Source organism: uncultured Kordia sp., assembly GCF_947489565.1.
Taxonomy (GTDB): Bacteria; Bacteroidota; Bacteroidia; order Flavobacteriales; family Flavobacteriaceae; genus Kordia.
Genome location: NZ_CANLEA010000012.1, coordinates 170,296 through 192,268, shown reverse-complemented (window position 1 = coordinate 192,268; position 21,973 = coordinate 170,296). Strand labels below are relative to the sequence as shown.

The 21,973-nt window shown below is 33.2% G+C and carries 22 protein-coding genes; 12 read left to right on the top strand and 10 right to left on the bottom strand.

Features of this window, described 5'->3' with window-relative positions:
• The first annotated feature begins 14 nt into the window (after window positions 1–14).
• The 9 genes from Q0845_RS17255 to Q0845_RS17215 all read left to right on the top strand — a co-directional run bounded on the left by Q0845_RS17255 (window position 15) and on the right by Q0845_RS17215 (window position 5,612).
• Window positions 15–584, top strand: a complete 570-nt coding sequence (locus tag Q0845_RS17255) for a murein L,D-transpeptidase family protein (protein ID WP_298515869.1) — start codon at window positions 15–17, stop codon at window positions 582–584.
• 1 nt (window position 585) lies between these two features.
• The gene (locus Q0845_RS17250) at window positions 586–1,074 is read left to right on the top strand and encodes a TlpA disulfide reductase family protein (RefSeq protein WP_298515866.1); all 489 of its coding nucleotides are present in this window, start codon (window positions 586–588) and stop codon (window positions 1,072–1,074) included.
• A gap of 30 nt (window positions 1,075–1,104) precedes the next feature.
• Window positions 1,105–1,854: a triose-phosphate isomerase gene (tpiA, locus tag Q0845_RS17245; RefSeq protein WP_298515864.1), complete on the top strand. Its 750-nt coding sequence runs from the start codon at window positions 1,105–1,107 to the stop codon at window positions 1,852–1,854.
• 5 nt (window positions 1,855–1,859) lie between these two features.
• On the top strand, window positions 1,860–2,699 hold the full coding sequence (gene prmA, locus Q0845_RS17240; protein WP_298515862.1) for a 50S ribosomal protein L11 methyltransferase: 840 nt from the start codon (window positions 1,860–1,862) through the stop codon (window positions 2,697–2,699).
• A gap of 10 nt (window positions 2,700–2,709) precedes the next feature.
• On the top strand, window positions 2,710–2,985 hold the full coding sequence (locus tag Q0845_RS17235) for an ATP-dependent Clp protease adaptor ClpS (RefSeq protein ID WP_298515859.1): 276 nt from the start codon (window positions 2,710–2,712) through the stop codon (window positions 2,983–2,985).
• 223 nt (window positions 2,986–3,208) lie between these two features.
• Entirely contained in the window at window positions 3,209–4,051 is an 843-nt protein-coding gene (locus tag Q0845_RS17230; RefSeq protein ID WP_298515856.1) for a M57 family metalloprotease, read from the top strand.
• A gap of 185 nt (window positions 4,052–4,236) precedes the next feature.
• A complete protein-coding gene (locus Q0845_RS17225) occupies window positions 4,237–5,079 on the top strand; it encodes an AraC family transcriptional regulator (RefSeq protein ID WP_298515853.1) in 843 nt (280 codons plus the stop codon).
• Between the two features lie 79 nt (window positions 5,080–5,158).
• A complete protein-coding gene (locus Q0845_RS17220; protein WP_298515851.1) occupies window positions 5,159–5,395 on the top strand; it encodes a hexameric tyrosine-coordinated heme protein in 237 nt (78 codons plus the stop codon).
• A 73-nt stretch (window positions 5,396–5,468) separates the two neighbouring features.
• Window positions 5,469–5,612 carry a hypothetical protein gene (locus tag Q0845_RS17215; RefSeq protein WP_298515848.1) on the top strand — a complete coding sequence of 48 codons (144 nt, stop codon included), beginning with the start codon at window positions 5,469–5,471 and terminating at the stop codon, window positions 5,610–5,612.
• Window positions 5,613–5,743: 131 nt separating this feature from the next.
• Here the strand turns inward: Q0845_RS17215 and Q0845_RS17210 are convergent, their stop codons facing one another.
• From Q0845_RS17210 to Q0845_RS17185, 6 genes are all read right to left on the bottom strand, one after another.
• A complete protein-coding gene (locus Q0845_RS17210; RefSeq protein ID WP_298515846.1) occupies window positions 5,744–5,953 on the bottom strand; it encodes a hypothetical protein in 210 nt (69 codons plus the stop codon).
• Between the two features lie 115 nt (window positions 5,954–6,068).
• Window positions 6,069–6,947, bottom strand: coding sequence for an AraC family transcriptional regulator (locus tag Q0845_RS17205; protein WP_298515843.1), 879 nt, complete (start codon window positions 6,945–6,947; stop codon window positions 6,069–6,071).
• 33 nt (window positions 6,948–6,980) lie between these two features.
• Window positions 6,981–8,030 carry an NAD(P)/FAD-dependent oxidoreductase gene (locus Q0845_RS17200; RefSeq protein WP_298515840.1) on the bottom strand — a complete coding sequence of 350 codons (1,050 nt, stop codon included), beginning with the start codon at window positions 8,028–8,030 and terminating at the stop codon, window positions 6,981–6,983.
• A complete protein-coding gene (locus tag Q0845_RS17195; protein ID WP_298515838.1) occupies window positions 8,030–8,326 on the bottom strand; it encodes a carboxymuconolactone decarboxylase family protein in 297 nt (98 codons plus the stop codon). Before Q0845_RS17195 ends, Q0845_RS17200 begins: the two co-directional genes overlap by 1 nt.
• An 81-nt stretch (window positions 8,327–8,407) precedes the next feature.
• Window positions 8,408–9,157: an SDR family NAD(P)-dependent oxidoreductase gene (locus tag Q0845_RS17190; protein WP_298515836.1), complete on the bottom strand. Its 750-nt coding sequence runs from the start codon at window positions 9,155–9,157 to the stop codon at window positions 8,408–8,410.
• 284 nt (window positions 9,158–9,441) lie between these two features.
• Window positions 9,442–10,848 carry an MBL fold metallo-hydrolase gene (locus Q0845_RS17185; protein WP_298515833.1) on the bottom strand — a complete coding sequence of 469 codons (1,407 nt, stop codon included), beginning with the start codon at window positions 10,846–10,848 and terminating at the stop codon, window positions 9,442–9,444.
• Window positions 10,849–10,964: 116 nt separating this feature from the next.
• Between Q0845_RS17185 and Q0845_RS17180 the strand changes: the two genes are divergently transcribed.
• Window positions 10,965–12,710, top strand: a complete 1,746-nt coding sequence (locus tag Q0845_RS17180; protein WP_298515831.1) for a hypothetical protein — start codon at window positions 10,965–10,967, stop codon at window positions 12,708–12,710.
• A gap of 1,434 nt (window positions 12,711–14,144) precedes the next feature.
• Here the strand turns inward: Q0845_RS17180 and Q0845_RS17175 are convergent.
• The 3 genes from Q0845_RS17175 to Q0845_RS17165 form a co-directional block, all read right to left on the bottom strand.
• Window positions 14,145–15,617, bottom strand: coding sequence for a hypothetical protein (locus Q0845_RS17175; RefSeq protein WP_298515829.1), 1,473 nt, complete (start codon window positions 15,615–15,617; stop codon window positions 14,145–14,147).
• Between the two features lie 203 nt (window positions 15,618–15,820).
• Window positions 15,821–16,333, bottom strand: a complete 513-nt coding sequence (locus tag Q0845_RS17170) for an endonuclease V (RefSeq protein WP_298515826.1) — start codon at window positions 16,331–16,333, stop codon at window positions 15,821–15,823.
• 60 nt (window positions 16,334–16,393) lie between these two features.
• Window positions 16,394–17,725, bottom strand: coding sequence for an alkaline phosphatase (locus Q0845_RS17165; RefSeq protein ID WP_298515824.1), 1,332 nt, complete (start codon window positions 17,723–17,725; stop codon window positions 16,394–16,396).
• Between the two features lie 173 nt (window positions 17,726–17,898).
• Here Q0845_RS17165 and Q0845_RS17160 point away from each other — a divergent pair, with 173 nt between their 5' ends.
• Both Q0845_RS17160 and Q0845_RS17155 read left to right on the top strand, forming a co-directional pair.
• Entirely contained in the window at window positions 17,899–18,375 is a 477-nt protein-coding gene (locus tag Q0845_RS17160) for an STM3941 family protein (RefSeq protein WP_298515822.1), read from the top strand.
• Entirely contained in the window at window positions 18,372–19,157 is a 786-nt protein-coding gene (locus Q0845_RS17155) for a hypothetical protein (RefSeq protein ID WP_298515820.1), read from the top strand. Before Q0845_RS17160 ends, Q0845_RS17155 begins: the two co-directional genes overlap by 4 nt.
• A gap of 376 nt (window positions 19,158–19,533) precedes the next feature.
• On the opposite strand, the gene Q0845_RS17150 is transcribed toward Q0845_RS17155, so the two are convergent.
• Window positions 19,534–21,399, bottom strand: a complete 1,866-nt coding sequence (locus tag Q0845_RS17150; RefSeq protein ID WP_298515818.1) for an ABC transporter transmembrane domain-containing protein — start codon at window positions 21,397–21,399, stop codon at window positions 19,534–19,536.
• Between the last annotated feature and the right edge of the window lie 574 nt (window positions 21,400–21,973).

Genomic DNA, 21,973 nt, shown 5'->3' with positions numbered 1-21,973 from the left:
GCGATAAAATTAATATGAAAGTTTTTAGATTCTTTTTCGTCTGTATTGGTATCATAATATGTGCATCGTCTTGTAAAAACAAGCATGAAAATCAACAGCATAAAGCTGAAAAAACACCTATAAAAAAGCTATTGCCCGATGGAACGCCAATACGTATTCTTATCGATAAAAGCGATTATAAACTTTCTGTATTTGCAGCAGATACTTTGGTAAAAGAATACCATGTTGTTTTTGGAGGAAATCCAGTAGATGATAAAGAAAAAGAAGGAGACAAACGAACGCCCGAAGGTGTATTTGGTGTACGAGACAAATATCCGCATCGCAATTGGTCAAAATTTATTTGGATAGATTACCCAAATGCAGAATCGTGGAAAAAGTTCAATCAGCGGAAAGCAAATGGCATCATAAAAGATGGAGAAACCATTGGTGGCGAAGTCGGAATTCACGGTGTGCCAGACGGAATGGACAACATGATTGATGAAAAACGAAATTGGACCTTAGGTTGTATTTCTATGAAAAACAAAGATGTCAATGAAATCTATCCATATATTACCAAAAAGACAAAAATTACCATTCAAAAATAACATGAAGGCTATCATACAAATGTTGATACTTGCGGTTGTTCTCGTAAGCTGTCAAAAGGAAATATTAAAAGAATTTCCTCCAGAAGCGTTACAAGAAACGATGCTTTCTATAGATGGAGAAACGAATACTTTTGAAAACATTTTAGCAAAATACAAAGGAAAAACTATTTTTGTAGACATTTGGGCTTCATGGTGTCGCGATTGTTTGGTGGGAATTCCCGGAATAAAAGAAATTCAAAAAAATAATCCGCAATTAACATACCTATTTATATCTTTAGACCGAAAAGTACAGCAATGGAAAGCTGGAGTCAAAAAGCACGCGCTTGTCGGCGAACACTACTTTCTAAAGTCAGGAATGAAAGGTACATTTGCAAAAGCTATTGCAGTCGATTGGATTCCGAGATACATGATTATCAATCCCGATGGAAGTATCAAACTTTATGAAGCCATCAAAACAACAGATGAAGCATTGCTAAAAGCATTAAAATAAAACGTAAATAGGTCAATAAAAAATAATAAAATGAGACGTAAAATAGTTGCAGGAAACTGGAAAATGAACAATGATCTTTCAGAAACGGAAGCATTACTAAATGATTTAATTGCACAAGTACCAAATACAGATGTAAATATCATGGTAGCGCCAACTTTTGTAAATCTTTTTCAAGCGTTTAACGTGTTAAAAGGACACAACATAGAAGTAATTGCTCAAAACATGCATCAAGAAGCTAAAGGCGCATATACAGGTGAAATTTCAGCTACAATGCTAAAGAGTGTAGGTGTAAATACTGCGATACTTGGACATAGTGAACGCAGAGCATACTTTGATGAAACAGACGAATTACTAGCTAAAAAAGTAGATGCTGCATTAGCAAATGACATTCAAGTTGTTTTCTGTTTTGGAGAAGAATTAGAAGATCGTAAAGCTGGAAATCATTTTACACTAGTTGAAAGTCAGCTTAAAAACGCACTATTTCACTTAGAAGCTTCAGCTTGGAAAAATATAGTACTTGCCTATGAGCCAGTTTGGGCTATTGGAACAGGAGAAACTGCTTCGCCAGAACAAGCACAGGAAATGCATGCGTTTATTCGTAAAACGATTTCAGAAAAGTTTGGAAGCGATGTTGCTGACGAACTATCAATATTATATGGAGGAAGTGTAAAACCAGCAAATGCCTCAGAAATCTTTGCAAAAGAAGATGTAGACGGTGGATTAATTGGTGGAGCTTCACTAAAAGCAGCAGATTTTGTTGCGATTATAAATGCATTCTAAAAAATATGTCTACAACTTATATTGGATATACCTTCAAAGTATCACCTGTACAACCCGCTACTGAAATACTAATAGCAGAACTAGGTTTTGCAGGCTTTGAAAGCTTTGTAGAAAATGAAGAAGGTGTCAATGCGTACATTCAAAAAGAAGATTGGCACGATGCGATTTTGGATGAAATTCAAATACTAAAAAGTACAGAATTTACCATTAGTTACCAGCAAGAAGAAATTGCACAAGTCAATTGGAATGAAGAATGGGAAAAGAATTTTGAACCTATCGAAGTAGATGGGAAATGTGTGGTAAGAGCACCTTTTCATGAAAAACCATCGGTTGCGTACGACATTGTAATTGAACCCAAAATGAGCTTTGGAACTGGACATCATGAAACTACGCATATGATGTTGCAGCATATCTTAAACACCGATGTAACGGATAAAAAAGTATTAGATATGGGTTGCGGAACTGGCGTATTGGCCATTTTAGCTGAAATGAAAGGAGCCAAGCCATTAGATGCTATTGACATTGATAATTGGTGCTATTTAAATTCGCTTGAAAATGTAGAACGTAACAACTGTCACCATATATCTGTATATGAAGGAGATGTTGCTTTGTTGGAAGGAAAAAGCTATGATATCATTATCGCAAACATCAACAGAAACATTCTATTGAATGATATTCATCAATATGCAGCTTGTTTACATGAGAACGGAATTCTCTTCTTAAGTGGTTTTTATACCGAAGATATTCCTATGATTACGGATGAATGTGTAAAAAACAAGTTAAAATTTGCAGACAAACTCGAAAAAAACAATTGGGTTTCGTTAAAATTTGTAAATTCGCAGTAAAATATTGAATATGAGTACACAAGAAAAAATTCAGGAAGAAATACTGACCTTAGAAGATGTACAAAAGAACAATGAAATTGTATTATACAATGATGATGTAAATACTTTTGATCATGTCATTGAAACGTTAATATACGCATGCGATCATACTGCTGAACAGGCAGAACAATGTTCTATAATTGTTCATTATAAAGGAAAATGTACGGTGAAGACAGGAGAGTATAAAGACTTAAAACCAAGATGTAGTAAATTGCTAGAAGCTGGACTTTCCGCAGAAATAATTTAGGTAAAGTAAAGATTTTTAGCATATTAGATATCAATAGGCGCTTTTTGTAAAGCGCCTATTTTTTTGATAAATATTTAACAATAGCGCATAAATCTGTTAATTTTTTAAATATCTTCAATCTTTTTAACATATTATTAGGAATTATTTAACTGAATTTATAGTTTTGTCATGTGTTAAAAATCGCTCCAAACAATTATTAACATTAACCGAAAAAACTTCTAAAATGAAAAAATTTAAAAATTTAGCATTGCTAATGGTAATTGCTATGGGGCTTACTTTCACATCTTGTAGTAAAGACACTAACACAGTAGACGAAGAGCAAGATACTGCTATCGGAATCCCACAAGAAGTACTACAAAAAGCACAATCCCTACACTTCAATGTATATGATATGCAAGAGGTTTCAATGGAGAAACCAGGAGGTAAACTTGAAGAAGGATATATGCTAGAAGGTGATATCTTCATGACTCGTGACCAAATAATGAACATGGAATTGGGAGGAGATATTACAAGTAAACAATACCGCACAAATAACTTAGTAAATGATGGTGTAATTACAATCATCGGATATACAGGAAATAATTCAAACGGACTTACACAAAAAATGCGTACAGGACTTCAATGGGCTGTAAACAACTATAACAGATTAAACTTAGACATTAGCTTCCAATTAACTTATGGAACTAACTGGCAAGATAAAGATATGGTAGTTTTCCAAGTACCAGGTGGAGCAGGTGGATCTGCAGGTTTCCCTTCAGGAGGAGCACCAAACCAATTTGTACGTATCAATTCAGGATTAAATAGTAGTCTTTATGACAACAATGTACATGAGCATGTAATCGGACACGAAATTGGACACTCAATCGGATTCCGTCACTCAGATTACTTTAGCAGACAAAGTTGTGGACAAAATACAAACGAAGGAAGCGCTGGAGTAGGAGCAATCCACATCCCAGGAACTCCAACAGGATGGGACCCAACGTCTCTAATGAATGCTTGTTTCAGTTCTTCAGAAGATGGAGAGTTCAATAACAATGACATTACTGCATTAAGATTCTTATACTAAAAACCGCTTATTACAACTGTAATAATTTATAACAAAAAATAAAAAATCGCGAGTGATTTTTAACACAGAAAAGGCGCCTAACCAGCGCCTTTTTGCTATTTATAAAACAATAGTTTATAAGTGAATAAAAGAAAACAATCATATAAAAAAGAAGTGCATGTATAAATAAAATACATTTGTAATACATGATGCATGCACTCTATAATAAAAAGAACGAAAAGATATTAACGGTATCCATTATCGCAAATGACTCATTTTCAGCTCTCTTTAAAAATCCAAATTTTTATGGAGTCTTTTTCTTTACTGATGCCAATTGTACCGTAACTACCGATGGGAACGAAAAAGCAATTGCGAAACAGAATATCTTATTTTACTATCCGTATCAAAAACTACAATTCAAAGGAAATTTTGAAGGAGTATGCATTCAGTTTCATCCTGATTTTTTCTGTATCGACATTCATGCAAAAGATATTGGTTGTCAAGGATTATTGTTCAATAATTTTATGAATGATACCATATTGCGCTGTTCTCAAATAGAATATGACGATTTATGTAGCTATTATGCTAAGATACAAGCGGAACTATCACAGAAAAATATTGGGCAACAAGACATGATAGCAAGTCAATTAAAAATGCTTCTCATACAAGCAGTTCGCTATAAAAAAGGAAAACAAAAAATTGAATCTGCAAGGAAAGAAAACATACATTATCAAATAGAAAAATTGATAGATGCGCATTTTATCAAAGAATCTTCTGCCGAATTTTATGCAAAAAAAATAGAAGTATCTGTCTCTACGTTCAATCGCTTATGTAAAAAATACTTCCAAAATAGTTTTGTAACACTTCTCAATTTAAAACGCATTGCTAGTGCAAAAAATAAGCTATTTCTAACCAATAATTCCATCAAAGATATTGCTTATGAAGTAGGCTATAACGATCCTTTATATTTTAGCAGAGTTTTTAAAAAACATACCAATATTTCTCCAAAAGAATTCCGAAAACAATTGAAAAACAACCGATTGATTTAATTGTCCATGTTTTGATTCAATCGTCCTTAAGAAGCATATAATTTCCATATTATATTTACTTCAAACTAAAAATAATACAATGGAATCACCAGAAATATGGCTGCATAGCTTGCAAACCTCAACGCCACAAGAAGGATATGAACTTGCCATCAAACTCTCCAGGATGGGCGTAAAATCCACACAACCAAATGTAGAAGTATTAAAAAAATTACGACCAGAATACGCCAACAATCCAACTGGTCTTACCATGGCGTCACATGTCATTGCTGTTAATTTCCAAACAGTTGCTGCAGCAAATGATTATTGGAAATCATAAACTTTTTAAAAACAACAATTATTTTGGGTAATGATTCGTTCTTTACAGACACTATTAATTAAATAATATTTTTATGAAAAAGAACAAATTAATTGCAAGAGCAATACCAAAAACACAAATGTTTAGTGTAAAAGGCGGAGCAGAAGGTTCCGGAGAAACTGTTAAAGAAAAGTTTAAAAAAGCAGATAGTGGCGTACGAAGTGATGTAAATTTTTAGCTTTTTGCGATATGAAATAGTTATAAAATTCACTTCATTCCTAATTTGATAGACACAGTATAAGTATGTCACAGATCTACAATGAAGTGAATTTTACTAGGTTTTTGAAAACAATTTAATTTTCAATACTTCTAAAACTCTATATCGCATATACAAATTTGCCATCCGCTATACGATTCTGGATCATAGCAAACTCCTTGTGAGCCATTGCAACAACCAGTTCCTCCTTCACAAGGACCTTCACAAGTCCCAGCTGGCACTACGCCACCGATTTTTGATTGTTCTAACTTGGAAATTGATTCTTTGCTGAGTTTCAGTTTTCTAAATTTACTTTTTTTCATAATGTGAAGAATATTAGGTTTATCGCACTAAATGTAGTGTATATGAAACCGCACGCTATCGTACATTTTGTAGTATTTATGAAAGAAAAATCAATAAAATGTATGTCGATATATGTTAAATGACTTCATTTCTAAAATTTGTAGGTGCAATTCCCACATGCCTTTTAAAGTACTTTACAAAATAAGAAGGATCTTCAAAACCTACTTTAAAAGCAATTTCACCAATTTGTAAGGAAGTAAATTTTAATAAACGTTTTGCCTGTAAAACGATACGATCTGCAATAATTTGAGAAGCTGATTTTTTGGCAATTTCTTTGGTAATAGTATTCAGCGTTTTGGATGAAATGTGTAAAAGTTGCGCATAATCAGCTACCGAAAGTCCTTTGGAATAATTTTCTTCTACGAATTCTTTATACTTTGCGAATTGCAATTCGTAATGACTGTGAAATGTCAATTGACGATATTGTTCTTTTTGATGAACACGTTCCAAATTGATTAACAAAGCCTTCAAAGAAAATCGAATGCTGTCTTCATATCCAAATTGCGATCGGTTTGAAAGCTCTCGCGATATCAACTTTGTATGTAAATGAGCCGTTTCAGCAGTATCTTCATCAATAACATATTGTGGATTTTCTTGCGAATTGAAAATGTGATACTTTAAAAAAACATCTACATCATTGTGCATAAAAAAACTTTCGTTAAAATGAATAAGCAAACCTTGTACGGCTAAATTATCATCAAAAGCATGAATGCGATCTTTGGCAATAAAGAAGATCATATTTTTTTGAATTTCATACGATTCAAAATCAACACAATGTGTGCCGCCATCTTCAAAAAACCAAATAATCTGATAATAACTATGTGAATGCGGAATTGCAGCTTTTTCACAACTTCGCTTTCGGTATGCCTGCAAATCATACATCTCAAACTGAAGTTTCTCAGGATGTGCTTTATGCAAATGGTACTGCGCGATATTTTTTATAGAATCTTTCAAAAATCAATTAAAAATACAATAAGTTTTTAATATTTATTCTTGCGATAAAATTTTCTCTGCAACTTTCAAACCACTAAACACAGCGCCATCCATATAACCACCGTGAATAGAAGAGGTTTCTGCTCCAGAAAATAACAATTTTCCGTTGAGGTAAAATTCCTGAAATTTCGAATTTCCATAACGCGGACTCATGTAAATAGACTTAATATCACTAGAAGCTGTAAAACCATCTTGCGACCAATCTTTTTCTTCGTAGGTGACATAATTCAGTACTTCGTCTCCCAAATATTTTTGTAAATAGGCTAAAATTTTAGCTTTTCGTTCTTCCTTAGAAAGATCGCGCAAAGCTTCATTGACAAATCCCATTAAGGCAAATGTCTTTTCGTCTGCGCAACAATGATCGTACAATTCGGTCACACAACCAATTTGCCCAATAAGCGTTCCCGAAAACCCTTTGACTTTCCAAAAAGGAGTTTTAAAAGTCAAACCTACTTTCATAGCATTGCTCATCCATGTATGCGTATTTTTCATATCGTGTATCAAATGAGCAGGCAATTCGGGCGAAAATATAATGTTTGTAGCGATTCTTGGCGGAATAGTTACAATGACTTTATCTGCTATATAATTGCCATTATTTGTGGAGATAAAAATTTGATTATCAACTTCTTTTATTTCAGAAACAACAGTATTCGTGTGAATTTGCTCAGTATAAAAAGAAGCCAATTTTTCAATCAATGCAGCAGATCCACCAGCAATTCGAAATGCTGATGGATACTTTGGATCGTTCTCAAAATAATGTGCAGGAGCCATAGAATTGTATACCAAAACACTTTTCCCATCACTAAATTGATGAAACTTTTCAACGGCTACTTCTTCTATAAGGCTTGATAAATTTTCATGATGATTCTGAAACCAAGTCGCACCAAAATCAATATGATTCTCAGTCATAATACGACCGCCAATACGATCTCTGGCTTCCAAAATCAATACATTGGTTTCTCCCTTTTGATGTAATTTAAAAGCGGTTGTTAAACCAGACAAACCAGCGCCAATAATAATATATCTAGCTTTTTTTTGCGTCATTAGTGTTCCATTAAATGTGTTCCGTGTACTACGGCAGCACCAGCACGTAAGGCAGCAGCAATAAAAGTAACTTCTGCCAATTCTTCTTGGGTTGCGCCAGCGTCAATCGCATGTTTTTTATGAATTTCCAAACAATACGGACATTGTGTAGTCAAAGCTACAGCAATTGCCATTAATTCTTTATATTTTTTCGGAATGATTCCATCTCCAAGTGCAGCCTGATCTAAGGTTTGGAATGCTTTCATAGCAGCAGGCGCGTTTTTTCCTAAAGCACCTAACTGCTTTAAGTTAGTCATATCGTACATAATTGTTTTTTTAAAGATTAAAAAAGGCAAAGCCTATAAAACTTTGCCTTGAATAGAAAGTTGTTCGTAGAATTAATTTCTTCCAGACATAACGCCACCATCGGTATCCCAAATAGCACCAGTTACCCAAGAAGCTTTATCAGACAATAGATAAGAAATCGTATCTGCTACATCTTGTGCTTTTCCATTACGTCCAATTGGATGGAATCCATGGAAATTTTGCAAAGCGTCATGTGCTTCTTGTTTTCCTCCAAAAACACTTTCGTATACAGGAGTTTCCACAACTGCAGGAGAAACCGCATTCACACGAATTTTATGATCTGCCAATTCCATTGCTAAATGCTGTGTCAACGAATGCAGCCCAGCTTTTTGCATAGAATACGCTGAAGAAGGCGTTGCTTTTACCGCTTGTTTTGCCCACATAGAACCTACATTGACGATGGCACCACCATTTGTCAAACTCATTTTCTTAGCAGCAGCTTGTGTAATAAAGAAAAAACCGCGGTTTAAATCTTGGTATGAATTATAATCAGCAACCGTATGATCTAAAAAGGCTTTTGGTCCAAAAATTCCAGAAGCATTCACTAAATAATCTAAATTATCCAATCCATTGATTTTTTCATTCAACGCCTCAACTTGTGTTGCATTGGTAATATCTACTTGATGTGTGTGTAAATTTCCGTCAGCTGCATTTTTAAATGCTTCTAATTTTGTGGCGTTTGTACCAACTACGTGTACCTCAACACCTTCATTTAATAAGTTTTGTGCAGTTGCTCTTCCAATTCCACTACTACCACCTATAATTAATGCTCTTTTACTCATGTTTATATCTTTTTTTATGATTTATTTTTTATAACATGACAAAAGTAATCTGCAAGAAGAAGTACAAATAGTACGTATTAGAAAATGAATGGTAATTTTGGGAAAGTAGTTGTTTGAAAAATAAAAATAAGAACCGAAATGGCTATTGAAAGTTAGTAATTGTCACTATGAACACAGTCGAGAAGTTAAAGTACGAATATCGTTTTTATGGAATCTTGACTGTGCTCAATTTGACATTTAGATAAGAATATCTACTTATTTTTGAGTGTGTGATGTAATGTTTATTAGAGTGTAGACGGACAAACAAATTCTGTCAAAGGAATGTCTGTCTGTTTAATTGCAGCAAATCCACCAGCAACATCGGTTACTTTGTGAAAACCACGTGCTTTTAAGATAGAAGCAGCAATCACAGAGCGATATCCACCAGCACAATGAATATGATATGCTTTGTTTGCGTCAACTTCATTCATGTTTTTATCAATATAATCGAGCGCAAAATGTTGTGCATCTTCAATATGTTTTGCTTTATATTCGCCAGCTTTACGAACATCTAAGATATTTAAGTCGCTGTTTTTAGTACGATTTGCAAATTCTTCAGCCGAGATAGAAGTGATACTTGTAGTTTCTCTTCCACTAGCTTTCCATGCTTTGATTCCTCCTGCTAAATATCCTAAAGTATTGTCATACCCAACTCTAGAAAGTCGTGTAATAGCTTCTTCAGATTTTCCTTCCGGAACTACTAAAACGATAGGTTGTTGTAAATCTTTAATCAAAGCGCCAACCCAAGGAGCAAAGCTTCCGTCTAAGCCAATAAAAATACTATTCGGAATATGTTCTCTTAAAAAGTCTTTTCGATTACGAACATCTAATACCAATGCATTTTCTTCGTTGGCTAATGCTTCTAACTTTTCTGGAGTTAAGGCGATATTTCCTTTTTCTAAAACAGTTTCAAAAGTAGCATATCCAACTTTATTTAAAAGTGCGTTTTTAGCAAAATATTGTGGTGGTGGCGCAATGCCATCTAATACTTCCTTTACAAACTCTTCTTTAGTCATATCGGCACGCAACGCATAATTGGTTTGCTTTTGTTCTCCTAAAATACCAACGGTTTCTTTACTTAAATTCTTTCCACAAGCAGAACCAGCACCATGTGCAGGATATACAATAATATCATCTGCTAAAGGCATGATTTTCGTACGAAGTGAATCAAATAACATTCCTGCTAAATCTTCTTTGGTTAAATCTGATTTAATGGCCAAATCTGGTCGTCCAACATCACCTAAAAATAAGGTGTCTCCAGAAAAAATAGCATGTTCCTTACCGTTTTCATCCATCAATAAATACGTGGTAGATTCTAAGGTGTGACCTGGCGTGTGTAAAACTTTTATTTGAATATCTCCCAAAGAGAATACTTCATTGTCTTTGGCGCTATACATTTCGTAATCTGTCTTTGCATTTGGACCAAAAACAATAGTTGCGCCAGTTGCTTTTGCCAAATCTAAGTGACCTGACACAAAGTCTGCATGAAAGTGCGTTTCAAAAACATACTTGATTTTCACGCCGTTAGCCGCTGCTTTGTCAATATATGTTTGAGTTTCTCGTAATGGATCAATTATTGCAGCTTCTCCATTAGACTCTATATAATACGCACCTTGTGCTAAACAACCTGTATATATTTGTTCAATCTTCATTCTTATGATTTTACGATTACAAATATAACAAACATTATGATTGCGAGTGTTGTACACGGTTGGTATTAATTTGTTAAAAATTGCATGTCCTTTATGTGAATACTGCAATAAAAAGCATGTTAAAACGCTATATTTATCCAGAAATTACTATGAAAATGCCTACGAAAAAGTTTAAAATATGTATTACCATGGCTGGCGCTGTTTCAGCAGGAGCCTATACCGCTGGTGTGATTGATTATTTATTAGAATCATTGCATTTGTGGGAAAACGCTAAAAAACGCAATCGAGAACTTGGGGAAAATCATCCTGAGTATGACGATTCTATTCCGATGCATGATGTAGAATTGGAAGTGTTAAGTGGCGCTTCGGCAGGTGGAATTACTGGAACGTTGACAGTATTGAGTTTGTTGGACAAAGATCATCGTTTTGTAAATAAAGACAATCCGAATGGAGAAAATAATGTCTTTTACCAATCTTGGGTAAAAATGGCAGATACTGATACGGAAACGTCTTTGATGAAATTGTTGAATATAGATGATTTGAAAGTTGACGAATATCCAGAATCATTATTAAATGTAGCGCCTATAGAGACCATTGCAGACAATGCGTTGAAAACAAATGATCATGTGGCATTTCCAAATTATGTTTCCAAAAGTTTAGACTTGGTGTTGACAACGACCAACTTGCGCGGATTGAACTTTAATATTGATTTTAAAGATAGTGAAAGCGTAATTACCAATCACGGAGGATTTTTTCGGTATAAAATAGCAAATGACGAACATAAATCAGGAATTCCTGAACATGAAGACTCTTTATATTTTGTATTGGATTTAAAGGATAAAGAACATGTGAATTATTTGAAAAATGCCACATTAAGTACTTCTGCTTTTCCTATTGGATTAAAATCGCGAGAAATTACCATTGCGCATGAATATGTAGCACGTTATCCAAAATATTTATTTGATAGGAGTGAAGGCATTCGTGTTGATTTGAAGAAAGATGATGTATATAAATTTAATTCTGTAGATGGCGGATTGATTAACAATGAACCTTTTGGTATTTGTATGAAAGTACTCATTGAAAAAAATGAAACCATTCGTGAAGATGATAATTATGCCATTATGATGGTAGATCCTTTTCCAAATCAAGATCACGATTTAGATCCGTATGATAGCAAGCGTGATATTATTTCTATTGCGAAAGGAATGTTTAAAGCATTGCGAAATCAGGTGATGTTTAATCAAGATGGAATTTTAGAAGCTTTATCTTTAAGCAATCGAACCAAGTTTTTGGTAGAACCCAAACGAAAACATAAAACAGCAGAAGGATGGATTCGTTCCAAAAAAGATTTAGCATCTGCACCTTTAAGTGGTTTTGGTGGATTTTTAGACGAATCGTTCCGTGAACATGATTTTCATTTGGGAAGAAAAAATTGCCAATCGTTTTTACGTTATTATTTCGCGGTAGAAAATAGAAATATTGTCAAACGATTTGGCGCACAAGTTACGGAAGCAGCTAAAGATCGTTTTTCGTATAGTGATAAAGATGATTTAAATAAAGAGCCTAAATACTTTCCAATTATTCCCGACATGCGAGCATTGCAAGTCATCAATAAAAAGTTTGATACAAATACGTATGGAATAGATGCGAATTTAGAATATCCGAAGTATCCAAAATACAATATGGAAACTTTTGATAAGGTGTATAAAAAACCTATTAAAAAACGAATTCGTACCATTATAAAATCGCTCACTAAAAGTGGTTTTTACACCTTTGCTTTTCGACTTCTTGGACAACGAAAAGCATATAAAGTTGTTCGTAAAACCATCGAAGATAGTTTGGATGAAAGCGGACTTTTATAAGTTTTTCTTTTTCAAAAGAAGATGTATTTTTTAAGGACAAATCGCCTTTAAACATCTTAATTCCAAATTTAAATTCCGATTCTTATCAACAAATTCATGAAAAATAGGGTCTCAGAACGACTCAGTTTTTTTATGAAAAACATGTAAAAAAATAAGTTGTTAGAATCTGGTAATCAGCAATTTAAAGTCTTAAATATTTGCCCGTAATTTATAAATTACGTGTGCATTTTCTTTTATCATACAAGTACTTTGTCTAAGTTTACCGTAGGTTTTTTAGGTTATTTATTCTTCAAAAGATAAAATTTACATGATTACATGTAAGTCCGCTTAAAAGGAGAATATATTTCTTATGCAAAAAGGAGTGTTGGGGGACACTCCTTTTTTGTTTTTCTACACAAAACATAACGCTTATTTTTATTTTTTAACGCTTACAAAGTAATTTACGACTTGTACGGTATCTTTTACTACATTAGATCAAGTTTCAATGAGTATTTTATTGAGGTTTATTATTCTACAAACAGAAAGGAGCGTTGGGGAACGTTCCTTTCGCTTTTTATATAAAGTATCTTGTATGGTGCTTTTCAATATGAAAAACAATGGTAAAATGTCTGTATGTGCTTGTAAACTATATATATACTAATATCACTTACGTAAACTTTCTTTAAGAGTAGTTTTATTGCAGTAATTCTTTATATCTAATTTCTCTTTAATTGTATGTGCATAAAGTATTAACTATCTGATTCTCTGGTAAAAAGATTTTAATACCACACTTGTCGTCAAAATACTGTCATTCGTCTACACTATGGTATCGACTTATCGACTTTTGAGAATCTATTTAATACATCCCTCTATATTTGTTGCATATATTTAGTATTACGATAATTACAATCTGGTAAATTGTAAGATATAAAGAACTTTTAATGCCCCAAAAGTTCTTTTTTTTTGTTTATATATTTCGTGTACGTTTCTTATAATTTTTTCTTCGTTTGTTAGTTTAACGAACTATTACGACCACTTATCTATATATAATTATATTTTCATCGACTTTGTTCAAAGTAGAAGAAATACTAAAGTATATTTACACTGTTACTATTTAGTATTGAAGTGTTAACAATCTGATAAATTGTTTAAAATATAAAAAAAGAATCCTTTGCCCTGAGGATTCTTTTTTTATTTGTGCATATTTCAAAAGGTGAATTTTAGCGGATTTAGGTTTAATCGTCGAATAAAAAATACCATTCATCTATATTACCTATGTAATTGATCGACTTTGTAAAGAGGTTGAAACTTATACGACTATATTTACATCATAATATTTAGTATTACGGTATTTAACAATCTGATAAATTGTATAAAAATAAAAAGAGAATCCTTTGCCCTGAGGATTCTCTTTTTATTTGGGAGCGTTTTTAATATACTAAATACTGATATATTTTATTTCTTTGGTTTCAAGAAAGCTTCTTGAAATTCTCTCACTTTCAAAGCATGAATCTCTTCCTTAGATTTTCCTTTTTGATGTTCTAAGTACCCATTAAATGCGTGACTTAAGTATAAAGGAGATGTTGGATTTCCACTACTAAAACTCTTAGCACTATGACATGATAAGCAGTTTGTTAAGTTGCTAGCGTCAATACTACTTAGGCTAGATTCAAACGTTTGTGTATAGGTTTCCATAGATATATTAGCTGAGTTTAAAGAACCTCTAGCTACCGATCCTGGTGTTGCATTTCCAAGGTTGTATCCTTCGCTTTTTAATAATGCTACTTGTTCGTCTGGAGTTAAACCATCTGTATTGATCCAAATAGAACCTGTATATGCATAGTTATTCCAAACATCTGTTAAGTTCTTAGCTACACACTGATCAATAGTACTGATGTTATTATAATTTTCAGGTTCGGATTGACTCGTTTCCATGAAATTTGTTGTAGGATCGCTTCCTTCAACTCTAGGAACACCATATTGGAAAAGTGTATACGCTTCACTCTGTACTTTAGGAGACGATCCGCTCCAAGTAATTCCATCAAGGTTAGAAACACTTCCTTGTTTGAATAATAATTTTTCTACATCGGCGCTTGCTGTACCTTTTGTCCAATTAAAAACTGGTGCTAAATTGTTATGTTCAAATGTTGCCCAAATGAATTCTGGATGATTTTCAACAACACCAACAACATGCATTCCTAAAAGTGCTACTTCTGTAGTAGTGCCATCAATACTAGCATTTGTTATGTAGTAGTTTGCCAAATCAGATTGTGGTATTGCTGTTGTTGCAACCCATGATGTTTTGAGTTCAAAAGATCCCACAGGATACACTTTTGAATTGTTAGCATCTAAAGTTCCATTTAATAATTGATCTCCATAGGTTGTTGCCGTTTCATACATTGTATCATTCATAAAAATAGCGTAGTACACGGTTGCAGAACTTCCATTATTAAAACTTGGATTGGATTCTAAAATTCCTGCCGAACCTGCTTGTTTTTCTTCTGAAGCAGAAAGCGCCAAAGAAGTTCCACTCGGAACCGTCACAGGATTCATATAAGGATCAATTTGTGAAATGCTTGTATCTCTTAAAAACAATGGTGTATTATTACTATCTGGGACAGTTAACCATAAGAATTTTTGCCATGACCATTGGTGAAAAATACAATTTGTAGTTTCACTAGCAGCAAATGGACTGTTTGCTCCTTCGGCTGGTGCTGGTGTTTGCGTATGTGGAAACCAATTTGTTTCACATTCACAGTCACTATCAGACGTATCAGCATCCGCTAAGTCGTAATTTGCTTGTGCTTTGGCTTTGGTCGTAGTTGTTTCTGCATCTTTTTTCTTGTCGTCTTTTTTCTTTTCATCACAAGAATTTAAAAGAAAAAAAGCCATGCATAGAAATGCAGTAGTTTTTAATAAGGTCTTCATTTTGAATTAGGTGTTAATTTGGTTGGTGTTAAGGTATTTTCTTAAAATTCAAATTTCATAAAAAAAGGCTACACGTACTAGCGTATAAATACTTGATTTTACAATCAAAACTTGAATTATCAACCAAAAAGTTAAGGAAAAAGGAGTTAAGAAGGAGTATAAATAGTAAGTGTAACTGTTTGATTTATAGTTTTTAAAATAATTTACGATGCTTCTATTTCAGTACGAGAAATTGAATCAACCAATTTTAAAATTGTAGGCATTCTATGCGATCCGTGAAGTAATTTTATATTGTCCAATACGGTTTCTTTATCAATTCCAATACACGATACAAACAATGGACTTTCGCTGGAACCTCGTTTGATAGGAGTTGCTACTTTTTCTGTGTGAATGAATGATTTTTTGGCAATACCAATGATGGGAATTTTTTTATCGAATGCTTCCCATACATAACCACCTAAGCCATACTTTTTATCATTATGTACAAAAACATGTCCATCAACAATAATAGCTTCAAGTGTATCCAATGGAACTTGTTGCAACACTTTTACAATGCATGGCAATTCTCTCTTATAAAATTCTCCGGGAATGTACGGTTCTACTTCTGTAATAATATCAGTATAAATCTGTTGCGGAGTTTCATCTTCCCAATTAAACACAACACAAACAGCTTTTGCATACGTTTCCTTATAATGAATATCAATAGCGGCAATCATGCTGTAAAGCTATTAAATTTATAAAAGAAAACCGCTAAAGTAACTTAGCGGTTTGGTATATTATTTTTTCTGTCTAGGATATCGCAAATCTTTTGCTTTGATTTCATAGTCAAACGCTTTATTTCCATCGGAATCGTATATGGTTAATACCAACACACGATCTCTTCGTTTCCCTGTAACTTCCATAATTCCGAAGTTACGCTTGTAAAACGTTTTGTCTTTTATTTGAAGCGTATTGCCTTCATCTCTTGGTGAATGTGTTCCGGCGGTTAAAGGAGAGCACGTAATATCGATTAAAGGATAAGCAGCTTCACGATCTAGTTTTGAAATTTCGGTATGATGTCTGTCGCCACTAATAAAAATGACACCTTCAATTTTGGCTTTATGCAAGCGTTCTAGCAGTTCTGCTTTTTCTGTTGGATAGGTTGCATAGTTTTCAAATTTTGCCACATCACTAATCACTTGTCCGCCATTCACTACAATTTTGAAAGTAGCTCTACTTTGCGTTAATGCGTCAATTAACCAATCGAGTTGTTGTTGTCCAAGATAGTCTTTGTCTTTGTTAGGATCTCTATTTGGCGCTCTGTGGTAACGATCGTCTAGCATAAAAAACTCAATATCATTCCAAGCAAAATGTTGCGTTACACCACCATTTCCAGCAGCATTGGTGTTTAAATTTCCCCAATAATCATTAAAAGCTGCTTCCGTTATTTTTTTATTCACATAACTACGATCTGCATCATTTGGACCATAATCATGATCGTCCCAAGTGGAATAATGATGCACACTTCCTAGCAACGCTTGCAATTCTTTTGTAGCACGCGTATGCTTATAGCGATGGCGAATGCCTGCATTGGTCATAAAATCTGGCGTACGCAAATACATATTATCACCAACCCACAACATTAAATCGGGATCTTTTTGTAAAATAGAATTAAAAATTTGGTATTTATCGCCGTATGGTTTTGGTCGATCGTCTTTTGCTTCATTAATAAAACTACACGAGCCTAATGCTATTTTAAAATTTGGCGGGTCCGTTCGGTATTGCCATAAGGTTTGTGTTTGAAACTCCAATTTATAATCTCTTGGAACATGTACATTGTTGATGTATAATTTATACTTATATGTTTTGCCGTATTCAACTTGATTTGGCGTTAATTTCGCAATAAAATCACCTGCTTTTGTCGTTACAACAGATTCTGTAAACTTTTCCGTTTCATTATCAGCAAAGTATCCAATTTTCACCTCAGCAGGAGCTGTCGTTTGCACCCAAATTAGCGCTTCTCTAAAATCAGAATAGCCAACCATGGGACCTGATTGTAATAGGTTTTTTTGAGCAATAGCAATAGTTACACTCAAAAAGCAGAGAAGTATCGTAAAAATCTTTTTCATAAAAAATGTTCTATTAAGGCTGTAAATTTCAGTATAAAATTACACAACTAGTTTAAATCTAAGTTATGAATTGCAATAATACTATTTCTTATCCATACAAAGTCAAAACACGTGTCGATTCCTAAATTATGCATATTTTTAACAAATACAGTCGCATCACAGAATTTTTAAGCATGAAAACACCGTTACTTTTTTATAGAAATCCAAAACGAAGAAAGAAAGAATTATTTTTTTCGGTATTGATCATTGTAATCTCAGTAGCTGCGATACTTTTTTTGGCTTCTGCGTTTGTGTATATCTTTTTTGGAATATTCACTTTCGTGGGATTGTACTTATTGAATGCATATGCTCAAAACAAACCATCTGTAATTGTGAGCGAAGAAGGAATTTTATGTTCTGTGAATGGTGTCGGAATGATTTCTTGGGAATTTGTTGATGGATTTACCATTAAATCAGGTTTTAATTTTGAAGCACTTGTGATTGTCTTAAAAGATCAGGAAGTCTTTTTTCGAGATAAAAATAGTATGGTGAAAAACCTGATGAAATCAAATGTACGACGTTTTGGAAGTCCAGCGATTATTCCTGAAACTGAATTTCATGTATCGTTACAAAACGCAATGGGAATGATTGAAAATTATAGAAACTCATGAAAAAAATAGTACTATTCTTAAGTGTTTTTTTTACGGTTTATGCGACAGCATGCTCATGTGATCCAATTGGTATTACAGAGAAATACATACAATCGGATTTTGTAGCCAATGTGACTATTGTGAAGATTTATCCAAACGAAAAAGGTAAAGAATTGTATAAAGCCGATATTAAAATTAATACGCTTTACAAAGGTGCATCATTGAAGTCTATATATGTTGCAGGAAATAATGGCGGAATGGGATCGTCGTGTAGTATTTTTATTCCCGAAAACACTAAATTAATTGCGTATGCTGGTAAAACAAAAGATGGAAAATATGTAATTGGAATGTGTTCGGGATTGATGTATTTGGATTATTCAGGAGCGTATCGAAAGAAAACTAGGAAAACAGCAAAAGGAATGAAAAGTCAACGAAGAGAGTTGGCTATTTTAAAACTCTTCAAAGAGAAAAATATAACTCGAACAGATAGAGTACTTTATCAAGGAAAGTCAACACTTTTTAAAGATTTAGATCAGTTTAAAGGAATGCACTTAAAAAAGACAGCTGCTTTTTTTGAGTTGACATTTTCAAGCGATGTAAAGGTCAAATCTGTAAAAATGATTGATGGCTTTAATGCTCCCGTTGATAAAAAACTTCTTGAAATATTAAAAAAAAGCTCTTGGACTAGCTTTTATAATGGAGAGAAAAACAAAGTTCCTGAAAATAGCAAATTCTTGCTTGGAATTTATTTTTACGAGAGCGAGGCTGGATATATGAGTTTTTTGAGTTGTTTTTATCTTTAATTCTTCAATAAAAAAAGACTAATCATCACAAAAACGATGATTCCTGCAATAGCGCAGAAAAAACCAGCGATAAACCCTTTTAGATATAATAACTTTTTCTGATTCATAATTTTTTAGAGTATGTTTAAAATGTATAGGGTACAAAAAAGGCAAAGTGGCGGAGATTAATCCAAGCCACTTTGCCAGCCTAAAAATAATGATAGGTTCCCCTAAACCTAAAAAAATAGAGAGATAACACATTTTGCATCAGTCTAGTATTCCCAGTAAACTAGACGTGAAAAATTAAAAACTTAATGAAAAAAATTTGTGCAATCTGTGTTGATCTCTCATCCCCATTTTAATTTTTGTATACTAACTACATATACAACTTTCTTTTTCATGATATATAATTTATTGTTTCTGGTGTTTTTAGTATTTTTTTCCAAAAATCACTGTAAAAATTAGGTGTCTTTAATAATGTTTTATGATTGCCATGCGCTTTTGTTTCTCCTTCTTGCATGACATAAATTTCATCGGCAATTTGTTTTAAATAATGCAAATGATGTGAAATGAAAATGATGGTAATTTTCGATTTTAATTGTTTTAATAATTCAAAGACAAATAACTCTGTTTTTCTATCCATAGAAGCCGTGAATTCATCCAAAATCAGCAATTGAGGCTTTTTGTATAATACTCTAATTAAAGCCAATACTAATTTTTGTCCGTTTGATAAATTCATTCCGCCTTTTCCTAACATGGTAGCGTATCCTTTGGGTAAGCGTTGAATAAAATCTTCAAAGCCATATTCTGTAATAAAAGCATCTACATTTTGAAGCGTATCATCTTCGCCCAACACAATATTGTCAAAAACGGTATTGGAAAAAATGGGCACTTCTTGCGGAATTACTCCAATAATATTGCGCCAGTCTTTGGTTAATACTTGTTGAAGCGGAATTTCTTTATTCACAATAATTTCTCCGCTAGCATGTGTATAAAACTTTTGAATAATTTGTCCTAAAGTACTTTTTCCACAGCCGCTTTCGCCTACAATAGCGATGCATTGCTTTTTAGAAATTTTAATACTGATATTGTTAAGTACTTGTTTTTTATCTTCAAAACCGAAAGACACATTCTTGATTTCGAGTGATTTAAACTTTTTCACAGGAGTTTTTCCAGTGTCTTCTTCTTCCAAAGCTGTAAACTCATGCATTCTATCAAAGGCAACTTTTGCTTCATTAATTGGAATAGCAACGAGTGCTAAACTAGCTACTGACGGCAAAAGTGAACTCGCAATGCACAAAACAGCAGTCAATTCGCCAATTAGCATAACGCCGCTATATACTTGAAAAGAAGTGTATACTAAAACGCTCATCAAAAATAGAACGCCAAATACACTTGAAAATAATGACAATCGCACATTTATTTTTCCAAGTTGAAATACTTTATCTTGAAAATCGCCATAAATGCGTTGATTTAGTTTTTTAAAAACACCTTGTCTGTTGGTATTTTTAATGATAGATATATTTTGTAATGAACTGATATAATTGCTTTCGTTATTAGTACAACTACTCATGATTTCTTTTTGTGCTTTGATGATTTTTGTATTAAAACCATACATCAATAAGAAATAAAATGGTAAGCTAATCGCGGCAATCAGTCCAATATGCCAAGAATAGTAAAATAGAAACCCAAGTGATACAATAGAAATAAGTGTATGAATCACTACATTTCCAATGACAACCTTAATTACATTTTGAATGCGTTGTGTATCATTGAATCGAGCTACTAATTCGCCAATCTTGCGTGTATCAAAGAACGGTTTAGGTAAACTTAGCAATGAAGAGTAAAATCGATCAATAATACGATTGTTTACGTTTTTACTCTGTGAAATTAAAAATTGATTGCGCAAGGTGGTAAAATATACCTTAATTAATAATAAAGTGGTTACAATACTCATGCTAATAATGAGCATTTTGGTATTCTTTGACGGTAAAATAACGTCAATTAGCTGTTGCGCGAATACCGCAATGCTCATTCCTAAAATAGCAATGCACAGGCCTAAAATAATACTGTATCCTATAGTTTTGTGGTCGGGTTTTATGATATTGAAAAACCACTTTTTACGTAATTCGTGGCGTTTATTAAATTTTTCAGAATTCTCATCGATGGTCATCGATTGAATAATCTGGTACACGATACCAAAAGCTAAAATCAAAATCGCAAGGATCAAGAAATAGATAATATTATCATTCGTTAGTTTCATCTTTTGGAGATTAGGGTTTCAATAGTTAATCTTTTAATCTTTGTACCGTAAAATTGTGCTGATTTTGAAAAAGTTTGTTGATTCGCTACTAGTTGCTTGGTAGGACAACTAGTAGCACGTTAATCAACAACCATACTTTAAGAAAGTATTCGTCGATCTAAATATTTACAAGCTGGACATTGATAAAGAAATCGGCTAAACTTTATTTCATGGTTTCCAGAAGCAAATAATTTAGATCTTAATTTGAAGTTTTTGTTATGAGAAAAACTTCATTGCTTTTGAATCGCTTATCGTTTTTGTTACTGTAAATGTAAGCTGAAAATTCCCCCAAATACAAGTGAAGTTATTCATGATTTATAAATCTTTCATAAATTTTTATAAAAAAAATGTACCTTTGGTTTGATAGAAAACTTACCCAGACTAACCAGTATATAGTTTACAGCCACCATCAATGATTCTTAAAGAAAGATTAATTAGAAGCTCAGTGTTTACAGTAGTATTACTGTTTTTTAGTATTGTTTTGATCGCTCAAAATAATGCTATAGAAAACAGTGTTGATACTCTCAAAGCAGTG